The following is a 12,816-nucleotide window of genomic DNA, read 5'->3' as shown; positions in this document are numbered from 1 at the left end:
AAGCAAAACACAAATATACTATTATGTATCCTATAAGAAAATATCAGTATATTATACTTTTAACCATAAGCATACTCATAGCGCATTCCTGCTCTACTAAACACACAGCTTATATTTCAGTACCTCAAAGTGACGGAATTAGTTTTGATGGTATCATAAACCACCTTTGGTTCGGAACAAGAAACCCAATCTACATAAACACACCAGGAAAATTAGTAGCGATTTGGACCGATAATGGACAAATTATCCATGACACAACAGCTCATAGTTATATAGAATATTTTATAAAGCCAAATAAAAAAGGTTCTGTTAAAATATTTACATCATATGCGACCAAAAACAATAGTAATTCTACTGATACAATAACGCATTACATTAAATTCAAAGCAATTGATCCTCCCCGACTGAATATCCGCATAGACACTACTCTATTAAGGAGTAACTCTATCCTCAAATACGATATCATCAATGAAGACACGTCCAAACCATTAATGAATAACAAAAGGTATGGATATGGAGGTCTCATCCCCCCTATATCTGTATTTTTACATGAAGATAAAATCGGTGACATAGATTTTTATCACGAAGATGAAAATAAGCAAAACCTACTTAGAAAAGGCAATAGAATCTCTATCCCTCCCATAGCTATTTATGATTCTAAAACAGGTCTATATATATTTACTAATACATACGACTATAAATACAAATAAGGAATGCACTTTTCAGCACACCCCTTATACTGTATTCTAACTAAATTCTCTTTTTATCCTACACTACCCTCTAGACTTATTTGAAGAAGCTTCTGAGCTTCAACAGCAAACTCCATTGGTAGTTTTTGCATAACCTCTTTTGCATATCCGTTCACAATCATTCCTACTGCGTCCTCGGTAGAAATACCGCGTTGATTACAATAGAAGATTTGATCTTCGTTGATCTTAGAAGTTGTAGCCTCATGCTCGATCACAGCTGTTGGATTTGCAATATCCGAATATGGGAAAGTATGTGCTCCACACTGATCGCCAAGCAACAAACTATCACACTGCGAGTGATTACGCGCATTTTCAGCTTTAGCTGCTACACGTACCAATCCGCGGTATGCGTTCTGACTCTTTCCTGCCGAAATACCTTTCGACACGATACGGCTCTTGGTATTCTTGCCCAAGTGAATCATCTTAGTTCCGGTATCAGCCTGCTGATAGTTGTTTGTGACGGCTACTGAATAGAATTCTCCGATCGAATTATCTCCTGCAAGAATACATGACGGATATTTCCAAGTAACAGCCGAACCAGTCTCAACCTGAGTCCACGATATTTTTGATGATACCCCTTTACAGATACCACGTTTAGTAACGAAGTTATAGATACCACCTTTACCTTCTTTATCTCCAGGGTACCAGTTTTGAACTGTCGAATATTTCACTTCAGCGCGATCCATCGCAATAATTTCAACTATAGCTGCATGAAGCTGATTTTCGTCACGCATAGGTGCTGTACATCCTTCCAAATAACTTACATACGAATCATCATCGGCAACAATCAGTGTACGTTCAAACTGACCGGTATTTGAAGCATTAATACGGAAATATGTAGAAAGCTCCATTGGGCAACGTACTCCTTTCGGAATATAAACAAACGATCCGTCGCTGAATACTGCTGAGTTCAGTGCTGCAAAGAAATTGTCGCGGTAAGGAACTACCGTGCCCAGATATTTCTTCACCAACTCGGGATGTTCTTGAACAGCTTCGCTAAATGAACAGAAAATAATTCCTTTCTCAGCCAACGTTGATTTGAATGTTGTTTTCACAGAAACACTATCCACAACAGCATCCACAGCCATAGGAGCCACTCCAGCCAAAGCTTCGCGCTCGTGCAAAGGAATGCCTAGCTTATCGAAAGTTTTAAGCAATTCAGGGTCTACTTCATCCAAGCTTTTTGGTCCGTCTTTCTTTTTCGGAGCTGCATAGTAACTGATAGACTGGTAGTCAATCTCAGGAATATCCAAATGTGCCCATTTAGGCATATCCAACGTTTGCCAATAACGGAAAGCTTTCAAACGAAATTCGAGCATCCATTCCGGCTCGTTTTTCTTGGCCGAGATCAGACGAACGACCTCTTCGTTCAAACCTACCGGAATAACTTCTGTTTCGATATCTGTCACGAAACCATATTTATATTCACTGGAGGTTATCTCATCTAAAATTTTATCTTGATCTTCTTGCATTATGATTATTTTTATCGAAAAAACAATTTATTCAGCCTATAAGCAGGCCACTTTATATCATTACAAAGATAAACACATTCTCTTATATTCTACACAGATATCAATTTTTTGCATCTGTAATAGATAGAGAATGTGTTTACGCACTGCGTTTGTAAAGATGATTATCCTGGTCAGAACTTAATAAGACATACAGCCTTTGTCGGATCTGCCAATCTAATCTTTTAAGGCTGAGAAGTCTGACCTAATAGTCGATCAGAGTAACTCTACTATATACCTGAGCATCAGCAGAGTTTCTCATACACCTAAATTAGAAATAAAAAGTAATATTTACAACACTTCGAAAAAAAAGGTTTAAATATTTTTTAACTCACTTTTTCAACCTACTTTTGCATCGAATAACATTATACAGGCCAATGAATACCCCTTCAAGCCCATACATGTGTTTTACTCGCGATCAATGGGCTGCTTTACGCGATTCGGAACCGATGACTCTTACCGAGAACGAGGTTCAAAGACTGAAAGGTATCGACGATGAGTTATCGATTCAGGAAATTGAAGAAATTTATCTTCCGCTTTCGCGTCTCCTCAACTATTATGTAAAAGCACGCATCGGACGTCAAACAGCTCTCTTGAAGTTTTTGAATGCAAAGTCACAGAAAATACCTTTTATCATAGGAATTGCAGGCAGCGTATCTGTAGGAAAGAGCACTACAGCACGTGTACTACAAGCTTTATTGAGTCGTTGGCCCGAACATACTAAAGTTTCGCTAGTAACGACTGACGGGTTCCTTTATCCAAATGCAATTTTAGAGGAAAAGGGCATTATGCTCAAAAAAGGCTTCCCTCAATCCTATGATATCCGGAAACTTCTTGAATTTGTTGTCGATATAAAGTCGGGCAAAGAGGTGGTTAATGCACCTAAATATTCGCATCTTATATACGACATCATACCCGATGAAGCAGAAACTATTACTCAACCGGATATTTTGATTCTCGAAGGCCTAAACGTCCTTCAAAGCGGAATGGATTATCCAAGCGAGAAACCCCGCCAATTCGTTTCCGATTATCTGGACTTTTCGATCTATGTAGATGCCGAAGAATCTCTTCTAGAGAAGTGGTATATATCCCGTTTTATGAAATTCCGCGAAGGAGCATTCAAAGACGAGCAATCGTACTTTTACAATTACTCACTCCTACCTTTCGATTCGGCAGTAAAAACAGCTAGAACAATCTGGAGAGAAATAAATCGTAAAAACTTACGACGCAACATATTACCTACACGTGAGCGTGCAAGCTTCATTCTTCACAAGTCTGAAAATCATAGCGTAGATTATGTACGGTTAAGGAAATAAAGTTATTCCTCATCAATTCATTTAATCTTACTTTTCAGCATCATCTAGCCAATCGAAACGAAGATAAGGCACTATCGTAGGAGCCACACTTCTAACAATAGAAAACGTGTGACTATCAACCCGCACCTCGTCACTCAATATTGATTTATTTCGATCGAACTCAACAAGTAAATTCAGACAGATACTAAGAATAAACAGCACAAAAGTCAAGCAAAAAGCAGCACCGCTTAAGCGGTTAAGAAAATTCAGCTTAATAGCTTTCAATACAGATTGCAACATAGTTCCCAACAGACTAATCACAATCATGATCAATATAAAAGCCAGCACATATGAGGCTGGAGCCATTATATGAGGTTCCAATTGCAAATATTTCTCCATAAATGGATATATCTTATCCGCAACCAAGCCTGAAAACATTCCACCAAGGACAATTCCAATCAGTAAAGCCAATTGCATAATGAGGCCAGAAGTGAAACCATAAATAACACTTACAGCAGCCAAAACAAAGACAGTTATATCAAACCAATGCATAATCAGTAGAGTTTGGTATATACATAAAATAACAAAGGTAAGAATTTTACAATCCTCACCTTTTATTATTATAGCAAAAGTACCGTATTACCGGCTATTATTTTCCGTGGTTTTCGCAAGAAACAGTTAGACTTTTTCTGCCTTTAGCTCTACGAGCCGCTAATACTCTACGACCGTTAGCTGTAGCCATACGCGAACGGAATCCGTGCTTGTTTACTCTTTTTCTGTTAGATGGTTGAAAAGTTCTTTTCATCGCTATTATATATTATTTCGTTATTATTATCTACAATTTCGGGTTGCAAAAATAAAGCTTATTATTTAGAAATGCAAGACTATTAAGCTTTTATTTTCTCAAATTTCAAGAAACTATATGCAAATTGGTGCTTTTCATCGGCTGTGTGATCTTCGCGTTCAACTTCTTTCCAGCACTTTTCATCGATCTGCGGAAAGTATGTATCAACTCCTTCAAATCTAGCGTGAATACGGGTCAAATACAAACTATCGGCCAAAGAAATAGACTGACTATACACATTGCCCCCTCCAATAATAAAGATTTCATCCTCATTATTGCACATTCCGATAGCTTCCTCCAACGAAGATGCCATCTCGCAATTAGCAAAGCTCAAATCTTTATTTCTCGTAATTACAATATTACGTCTATTAGGCAAAGCCCCTTTGGGAAGCGATTCGAATGTTTTGCGACCCATCACTACTGTATGTCCACTTGTTACTGCCTTGAAATGCTTCAAATCATTCGGCAAATAACACAATAATTCATTATCCTTACCTATAGCATTATTTTCGTCTGCTGCGACGATTATTGAAATTTTTGTCATAATATTTCTATTTATTACGAACTGACAAACCTAGCTTTGCCGCTTCTGTTATTAAATATTCATACGCAGCTTTGTATTCATTCGGAATTTTCCCATCAAGAATTGCGTCTTTTATTGCTGCTTTCAAAACACCTACTTCGCGACTTGGCATAAGATCAAACATTTTCATAATCTCTTCACCCCCAATTGGTGGCTCAAAATTACGCACATGATCTTTCTCTTCAATCTCTTTCAACTTCTGACGAACCAATCCGAAGTTATTCAAATAACGCTGTACTTTTGCCGGATTTTTCGAAGTTATATCAGCCTCACACAAAGTCATCAGATCTTCAATATCATCACCTGCCTCGAAAAGCAGCCGCCGAACCGCCGAATCTGTAATATCCTCGTCTACCAGAACTTGCGGGCGCATATGCAATGTTACCATTTTTTGCACATACTTCATCTTTTCGTTTAATGGCAGCTTCAGTCTATTGAATATCTTGGGAACCATTTTCTCTCCTATAAAATTATGATTATGGAAAGTCCATCCCAAACGCTTATCCCAACGCTTCGTCGCAGGTTTAGCAATATCATGCAAGATAGCCGACCATCTCAACCACAAGTCATCGGTTTTTCGGGATATATTATCCAACACTGCCAATGTATGATAGAAATTGTCTTTATGACCTACCCCGTCTTTAGTTTCAACCCCTTTAAGTGCTACCAATTCAGGAAATATAATCGACAAAAGACCAGTCATCTCCAACTGTTTAAAACCTACCGATGGCTTTGGCGATAAAACAATTTTATTCAATTCGTCGATAATACGCTCTGCCGATACAATCTTAATACGATCTTTATTGCGGCTTATCGCATCGAAAGCATCAGCATCTATATCAAATCCCAACTGCGACGAAAAACGTATAGCACGCATCATCCGCAAAGGATCATCACTAAAAGTTATATCCGGATCGAGAGGAGTTCTGATTAGCAAATTCTCCATATCATTCAATCCACCAAATGGATCTAGCAATTCCCCAAAGCGATTTTTATTGATACAAACAGCCAAAGCATTGATTGTAAAATCACGTCTATTCTGATCATCCTCCAACGTACCATCCTCAACAATAGGCTTACGCGAGTCTCGCTGATATGACTCTTTACGAGCTCCTACAAACTCCACCTCGAGACCTTTATGCTTTATTTGGGCAGTTCCAAAATTGCGAAACACCGACAAAGACGTCTTCGGTCCCAATTTTCGGGCAACAGCTTCTGCAAGCTCTACGCCACGCCCAACCGTCACTATATCGATATCCTTAGATGGACGATGCAAAAAAATATCGCGCACATAACCACCAATAACATAACATTCAAGTCCAAGCTCGTCAGCTACATCACCTATAGTCGTAAATATTTTATCTGAGAATTTTTCAATCAAATCCTCGCGGTCTATATACATTTCTTTATTATTATTAAGTAAGTCTTACAAGAAAAAGCCTTACTTTTACCTTATTATATTAGGCTCGAGCTTTTACCAGCGACTTATGAAACAAAATGTTGCTGCAAAAATAGAACAAAAAGCTCAAAGCTATAGTTTATAATTCTAAAATAAATAAAACAGAGATATTGTAATGTTATGAAAAAGAATACCATCTTATCTATTTTAGCCCTTTGCGCACTATTGTTTTCTTGTTCGTCGAAAGACAATGGAGCAATAGAACGATTGAACGACGCACGAGCATCCCTCAACGAACAAGATTTCGCACGAGCCAAAGGCCATCTGGACAGTCTTGAAATTCTTTATCCGAAAGCACTGAACGAGCGCTTATCAGCCATGGCGCTTCTTGACACGATACGTCGTGCCGAGAACGACTATATTATAAAAACTTGTGATTCACTTCTGGTTTTCTACCAAGTTAAAGTAGATTCAATAAAAAACGGATTTATCACCGAAGAACAAAAAGACGAAAACTCCTCTACAATCTCGTTTATACCCCGCGAAAGTTGGACAAACGGGATGGTATCGCAAACCTCTTTACGCTCACGTGTCATGTCAAATGGAGAGTTTCGCATCGAAAGCTACTTCGTAGGTCCCAAACAATCGCACGACCGATTGGGGTTTTCTGCTAAAGATGCGAGCAGCGTCGAATCGTTACCCATAACGGGAGATGGATTTAATTTCAGATTTTCCAATCTTGGTAAAAATTATGAAGTTATGACTATTACATCTGCTACAAATAATGGTATTACCGAATTCCTTGTCGAAAATCAAGAAAAGAACATACAAGTAAAACTGACCGGCAAACAAACCTACCAATATACATTACCGAAATCTAGCCAAAAAGCAATCATCAAATCAATAAACCTTTCCAAAGCAATACTAACGAAAGACAGTTTAGTTACGGAAAAAGAGAAAGCTGCTTTCAGAAATTACAACCTAGACCTCAAATCGAGCAAAGATTCTATCAAATAGTCAAATCACATCAAACATAGAACTATATCAAAAAGGTAGCACCTACTACCTTTTTATTGTTAATAAATATTAATTATTTACACTTTACTGTTAATTATTTTACAATGAAAAGACAAAATACAGCCATTGATAATTGATTATCAAGTATATGCATAAGCAGCTCAGAAATAAACCATAAAATACCATATTGATAGATATTGCTTTCAATATGACAAATGCATACCTTTGTATCGTCTAACAAAACAAGATAGCAAAATAGAAAAAAGACAAAAAAAAGGATTTTTAATACATAAGGTCATGAAAAAGCTAACATTAATTCTAACAATTACACTTATTTCATTTACAACTAACGTTTTTAGTGTAAATAAGGACAACAAGACTTCCAACCACGCAAACACTCCTTATAGTGTAAACATCGATGACAATGGGATCGAAACAAAAGTATACATAACTAGCGACGAAAAAACAGGAGAACTTGAAACTAGAACAGTATACATGACAGGAGTAGATGGTAGACGATTAGGCACTGTAATCTATCGTTGGGATAGTTCAATCGGTTGGATACAAAACTTAAAAACTGAATACTTGTACAATCAAAACAATGAACTTGTACAGATCGTTAAAAGTAAATGGGACACCAACAACTCTGAATGGATAAATAAATTAGTACAAGATATACAAGCACGCTAACACAACAACACTACTACACAAAGAAAAAAGGTTCTGCAACAGCAGAGCCTTTTTTCTTAACCAAAAATTAATAGCTTTCTCAAAACCGTGATGCTTGTTATTCTGTTAATTTGTATCTTTATTGCAAGTTTTATACATCCAACATTTATAACATTTAATGAACAACAAGAAAGACTATAATGGGCTGACAGACGAACAAGTTTTAGAAAGCCGAAAACTACATGGAGACAACCTTATCACACCTCCGGTCAAAACTCCCCTATGGAAGTTATTTCTAGAAAAATTTGAAGATCCTATTATCCGTATATTGCTCATTGCAGCATTTCTGTCTTTAGGAATATCAATAATACATAACGAATATGCCGAAACAATAGGTATATTCTGTGCCATCTTCCTCGCAACCGGCGTAGCCTTCTGGTTCGAGATGGACGCAAACAAGAAATTCGACGTACTAAACCAAATCAACGATGAAGATCTTGTAGTCGTAAAACGCAATGGGAATATCGTTCAAGTACCAAAAAAAGATATTGTCGTAGGAGACATCGTCATCCTCGAAACTGGCGACGAAGTTCCTGCTGATGGAGAATTAACTGAAGCGGTTTCACTACAAATAGACGAATCAACACTAACCGGGGAGCCTAGCATTGACAAAACTACAGATCCCGAGCACTTCGAAGATGGAGTTACATATCCTTCGAATGCAGTTCTGAGGAGCACAAAAGTTATCAATGGACATGCCGTATTTTGCGTACAGAAAGTAGGTGATGCAACCGAATTTGGCAAAGTAGCTCAAAAATCGACAGAGAAAGTTGAAAAACAAACACCTCTAAACAGACAACTAGATAGCCTTTCGAAATTTATCGGAATAGTAGGACTTTCGCTGGCTGTACTAACATTTAGTGTCTTATTCATAAAGAACGTCTTACTAAATCCAGAAATACAAATTTCACTCGTGCAGCTTGGGACATTAGGAGCAGTGCTGATCGGAATGGTCATAGCTTTATCCAAAATGTGGATACCTATTACATATGGCGGCTTGGAACTAGTTGGGAAGAAAAAAGAAATCCCCAAACTAATTACTAAATGGAGTTGGTTTTTATGGATCGTAATAGGAGCATTAGTATCTGCAATAATTATAGGAGCCGGAATGCTATTTGGCGTAGACCCAACTCAAAGCGAATCGTGGATCAGCATTGAAGTAGCAGGTCATATCCTTCAATACTTTATGGTGGCCGTAACCTTAGTTGTAGTTGCTGTTCCTGAAGGATTACCAATGAGCGTAACTCTCAGCTTAGCTCTTAGCATGAGAAGAATGTTAAAGATGAACAACCTTGTCCGCAAGATGCATGCATGCGAAACCATGGGAGCTACGACAGTTATTTGCACCGACAAAACCGGTACGCTGACTCAGAATCAGATGCAAATCCACGAGACAGATTTCTTCAGCTTAGATAACCAACAAATAGACAACAGTACTATCAGCCAAACAATAGTAGAAAGTATAGCTGTCAATTCGACTGCATTCCTCGACAAATCTAATACAGAAAAAGCTACAGTTATTGGCAACCCTACCGAAGGAGCTTTATTACTTTGGTTAGACAAAAACGACATAGATTTTTTAAAATACCGAGAAGAAGCCCCTATTGAGTCGCAGATACCTTTCTCTACCGAGAGGAAGTTCATGGCAACAATAGTACAATCTCATGCATTGGATGGCAAAAGAGTCATCTATATAAAGGGAGCACCTGAGGTGATCATGCAGAAATGCAAGACCATACTTGACAAATCAGGCGAAGAACCAATAACACAATATAAAGATAAGATCAACGAAAAACTGCTACAATATCAAAATAAGGCCATGAGAACTCTAGGCTTTGCTTATAAAATACTAGAGCAGAATGAAACTGACGCCGTAGAAATTGTAGCTCAGGAGAATCTGGTCTTCATCGGAATCGCAGCCATCTCAGATCCAGTACGCCCCGATGTACCTAATGCTGTAAAAGAGTGTACTCAGGCCGGAATTCAGGTTAAAATTGTCACTGGCGATACATATGGTACAGCCAAAGAAATAGGTAGCCAAATCGGCATCTGGGATAGAGAAAAAGACACCGATAGAAACATTATATCAGGTGTTGATTTCGAAGCACTGACAGACGAAGAAGCTTTAGATCGCGTAAAAGATCTCAAAATAATGTGCCGCGCAAGACCTGCTGACAAACAACGCTTAGTATACCTACTAAAAGAGCGTGGCGAAGTTGTAGCAGTTACAGGCGACGGAACGAACGATGCCCCTGCCTTAAACTATGCCGATGTTGGCTTGTCTATGGGCAGCGGAACCTCAGTTGCAAAAGAAGCCAGCGATATCACACTACTTGACGACTCATTTAGCAGCATTGCAACAGCTGTTATGTGGGGACGTTCATTGTATCGAAATATCCAACGATTTATCATATTCCAGCTGACGATCAATTTAGCTGCCTTATTAGTAGTATTCTTAGGATCAATATTTGGACATGAACTACCATTGACTGTTACACAGATGTTATGGGTTAACCTCATCATGGATACATTTGCAGCCGGAGCATTAGCCTCACTTCCGCCTGATCCGAATGTAATGCGCGATCGTCCTCGGATGAATGATGCATTTATCATCACCCCGCTAATGGGCAAGCTAATTATCTTTGCGGGAATCAGTTGTGTTGTTTTACTCCTTTCAATGATGATGTATTTCAACAATCAGATACATCTTGATTCGTTCTTCCATTACATTACACCTGAATTGAGACAAGACTATTTCTTATCTTATTTCTTCACTGTATTTGTAATGTTCCAATTCTGGAACCTATTCAATGCAAAAGCTTTCCTAACTAAGAAATCGGCATTTGCAGGAATCAACAAAAGTTTCGGATTCGAATTAGTCGCTTTAATTATACTTGTCGGACAATTCATCATCGTAACTTTTGGAGGCGAAGTATTCCGCACAATGCCACTGACATGGCAAGATTGGTTGACAATAATTGCCGGAACTTCGGTAGTGCTGTGGGTCGGCGAAATATTACGATTCATCAAGAGGAAGTAACTGACATTAAAGATAATCGTGGAAGGATTTTTGTATAAAATTTAAGAAGATTACTGATATCTCGCAAAAAAGTTGTAAATTTGCGTGCAATAAAATTTTTACCCTATGTCGTTTATTGCAGATAAAGTAGTTTTAGATGGGTTAACATTCGACGATGTACTGTTGATACCCGCTTATTCAGATGTCCTTCCACGCAACGTCGATCTTTCGACAAAGTTCTCACGCAACATCAAGCTTAATATCCCTTTTGTGTCGGCAGCAATGGATACTGTTACCGAAGCAAAACTGGCAATAGCTATTGCCCGCGAAGGTGGTATTGGTGTTATCCACAAAAACATGACTATCGAGGAACAAGCTCAGCAAGTTCGATTCGTAAAACGTGCCGAAAACGGTATGATATCGAATCCGATCAGCATACTTCGCGATAAGACTGTTAGAGATGCGCTAGCTTTGATGGCCGAATACAAAATCGGTGGTATTCCTGTTGTAGATACTAGCAACAAGCTTGTAGGTATCGTTACAAATCGTGACTTGCGTTTCGAACGCGATATGAACAAACTGATTGATGATGTAATGACTAAGGAAAACCTGATCACTACACAACAGTCGACAGACTTGGAATCGGCAGCTGATATATTACAACTTCATAAAATAGAAAAACTACCAGTAGTAGATTCAGACTATCGTCTGGTAGGATTAGTAACATACAAAGACATCACCAAAGCGAAAGACAAACCCTTTGCAAGCAAAGACGAAAAAGGTCGCTTGCGCGTAGCTGCCGGAGTAGGTGTTACGAGCGATACGCTTGAACGTGTAAGCGCATTGGTAGAAGCCGGAGTTGATGCTATCGTTATTGATACAGCTCACGGACACTCGCAAGGTGTAGTAGATACGTTGAAACGAGTAAAAACTCAATTCCCTGCTATCGACGTTATCGTTGGTAATATAGCAACCGGAGCTGCAGCTAAATATCTGGTTGATGCTGGCGCAGATGGTGTAAAAGTCGGTATCGGTCCGGGATCAATCTGTACGACACGTGTTGTTGCAGGTGTAGGTGTTCCTCAGCTATCAGCTATTTACGATGTGGCAAAAGCACTCGAAGGTACAGGAGTTCCTCTTATTGCAGATGGTGGATTACGCTACTCAGGCGATATAGTAAAAGCTCTAGCTGCCGGAGGCAACTGCGTTATGATGGGATCGATGTTTGCAGGAGTAGAAGAATCACCAGGCGAAACAATCATTTTCAACGGACGTAAGTACAAATCATATCGCGGAATGGGATCGCTCGAAGCTATGGAAAAAGGATCGAAAGACCGTTATTTCCAAGATATGGAAGCAGATATCAAGAAACTTGTTCCGGAAGGAATTGCTGCACGTGTAGCATTTAAAGGATCGCTTTTCGAAGTTGTTTACCAAATGCTTGGTGGACTTCGCGCAGGAATGGGATATTGTGGTGCTCATAATATCGAGCAATTGCACAATGCTAAGTTCACTCGCATTACTTCGGCTGGTGTAGTAGAAAACCATCCACATGATGTCACTATAACAAGCGAAGCTCCTAACTACAGCAGAGGTTAACACTGCAAAATATTATACAAAAGATAGGGTTGTCCAAAAGGCAACCCTTCTTTATTGATAGATAAAATAAAAAA

General features: G+C 38.7%; 11 protein-coding genes. 6 read left to right on the top strand and 5 right to left on the bottom strand.

The window, feature by feature from the left end:
• Window positions 1–23 precede the first annotated feature (23 nt).
• Complete coding sequence (locus C1A06_RS03525; protein WP_101688840.1) at window positions 24–710, top strand: hypothetical protein; 687 nt, start codon at window positions 24–26, stop codon at window positions 708–710.
• Between the two features lie 53 nt (window positions 711–763).
• On the opposite strand, the gene sufB is transcribed toward C1A06_RS03525, so the two are convergent.
• The gene (gene sufB / locus C1A06_RS03520) at window positions 764–2,221 is read right to left on the bottom strand and encodes a Fe-S cluster assembly protein SufB (RefSeq protein WP_101688839.1); all 1,458 of its coding nucleotides are present in this window, start codon (window positions 2,219–2,221) and stop codon (window positions 764–766) included.
• Between the two features lie 413 nt (window positions 2,222–2,634).
• Between sufB and coaA the strand changes: the two genes are divergently transcribed.
• Entirely contained in the window at window positions 2,635–3,573 is a 939-nt protein-coding gene (gene coaA, locus C1A06_RS03515; protein ID WP_101688838.1) for a type I pantothenate kinase, read from the top strand.
• Window positions 3,574–3,600: 27 nt separating this feature from the next.
• On the opposite strand, the gene C1A06_RS03510 is transcribed toward coaA, so the two are convergent.
• The 4 genes from C1A06_RS03510 to C1A06_RS03495 form a co-directional block, all read right to left on the bottom strand.
• Complete coding sequence (locus C1A06_RS03510) at window positions 3,601–4,104, bottom strand: CvpA family protein (protein WP_101688837.1); 504 nt, start codon at window positions 4,102–4,104, stop codon at window positions 3,601–3,603.
• A gap of 97 nt (window positions 4,105–4,201) precedes the next feature.
• Complete coding sequence (gene rpmH / locus C1A06_RS03505) at window positions 4,202–4,357, bottom strand: 50S ribosomal protein L34 (protein WP_101688836.1); 156 nt, start codon at window positions 4,355–4,357, stop codon at window positions 4,202–4,204.
• Window positions 4,358–4,439: 82 nt separating this feature from the next.
• Complete coding sequence (locus tag C1A06_RS03500; RefSeq protein WP_101688835.1) at window positions 4,440–4,940, bottom strand: dihydrofolate reductase; 501 nt, start codon at window positions 4,938–4,940, stop codon at window positions 4,440–4,442.
• A 7-nt stretch (window positions 4,941–4,947) separates the two neighbouring features.
• Window positions 4,948–6,381 (bottom strand): CCA tRNA nucleotidyltransferase, encoded by a 1,434-nt coding sequence (locus C1A06_RS03495; protein ID WP_101688834.1) that lies wholly within the window; start codon window positions 6,379–6,381, stop codon window positions 4,948–4,950.
• Between the two features lie 177 nt (window positions 6,382–6,558).
• Between C1A06_RS03495 and C1A06_RS03490 the strand changes: the two genes are divergently transcribed.
• The 4 genes from C1A06_RS03490 (at window position 6,559) to guaB (ending at window position 12,742) form a co-directional block, all read left to right on the top strand.
• Entirely contained in the window at window positions 6,559–7,395 is an 837-nt protein-coding gene (locus tag C1A06_RS03490; RefSeq protein WP_145996332.1) for an outer membrane protein assembly factor BamD, read from the top strand.
• 297 nt (window positions 7,396–7,692) lie between these two features.
• Entirely contained in the window at window positions 7,693–8,085 is a 393-nt protein-coding gene (locus C1A06_RS03485) for a hypothetical protein (RefSeq protein WP_145996331.1), read from the top strand.
• Between the two features lie 157 nt (window positions 8,086–8,242).
• On the top strand, window positions 8,243–11,164 hold the full coding sequence (locus C1A06_RS03480) for a calcium-translocating P-type ATPase, PMCA-type (protein ID WP_101688831.1): 2,922 nt from the start codon (window positions 8,243–8,245) through the stop codon (window positions 11,162–11,164).
• Window positions 11,165–11,269: 105 nt separating this feature from the next.
• A complete protein-coding gene (gene guaB, locus C1A06_RS03475) occupies window positions 11,270–12,742 on the top strand; it encodes an IMP dehydrogenase (protein ID WP_101688830.1) in 1,473 nt (490 codons plus the stop codon).
• Window positions 12,743–12,816: the final 74 nt, after the last annotated feature.

The sequence above is a fragment of the Dysgonomonas massiliensis genome, from assembly GCF_900240225.1.
GTDB classification, from domain to species: Bacteria; Bacteroidota; Bacteroidia; order Bacteroidales; family Dysgonomonadaceae; genus Dysgonomonas; species Dysgonomonas massiliensis.
This window is presented reverse-complemented; position numbering and strand designations above follow the sequence as displayed.

Bases quoted from the DNA above. Each gene is read 5' to 3' on its own strand.
- coaA (WP_101688838.1), top strand. From the start codon at position 2,635: ATGAATACCCCTTCAAGCCCATACATGTGTTTTACTCGCGATCAATGG.
- C1A06_RS03510 (WP_101688837.1), bottom strand. From the start codon at position 4,104: ATGCATTGGTTTGATATAACTGTCTTTGTTTTGGCTGCTGTAAGTGTT.
- C1A06_RS03495 (WP_101688834.1), bottom strand. From the start codon at position 6,381: ATGTATATAGACCGCGAGGATTTGATTGAAAAATTCTCAGATAAAATA.
- C1A06_RS03480 (WP_101688831.1), top strand. From the start codon at position 8,243: ATGAACAACAAGAAAGACTATAATGGGCTGACAGACGAACAAGTTTTA.
- sufB (WP_101688839.1), bottom strand. From the start codon at position 2,221: ATGCAAGAAGATCAAGATAAAATTTTAGATGAGATAACCTCCAGTGAA.
- C1A06_RS03500 (WP_101688835.1), bottom strand. From the start codon at position 4,940: ATGACAAAAATTTCAATAATCGTCGCAGCAGACGAAAATAATGCTATA.
- C1A06_RS03525 (WP_101688840.1), top strand. From the start codon at position 24: ATGTATCCTATAAGAAAATATCAGTATATTATACTTTTAACCATAAGC.
- rpmH (WP_101688836.1), bottom strand. From the start codon at position 4,357: ATGAAAAGAACTTTTCAACCATCTAACAGAAAAAGAGTAAACAAGCAC.
- C1A06_RS03485 (WP_145996331.1), top strand. From the start codon at position 7,693: ATGAAAAAGCTAACATTAATTCTAACAATTACACTTATTTCATTTACA.
- C1A06_RS03490 (WP_145996332.1), top strand. From the start codon at position 6,559: ATGAAAAAGAATACCATCTTATCTATTTTAGCCCTTTGCGCACTATTG.
- guaB (WP_101688830.1), top strand. From the start codon at position 11,270: ATGTCGTTTATTGCAGATAAAGTAGTTTTAGATGGGTTAACATTCGAC.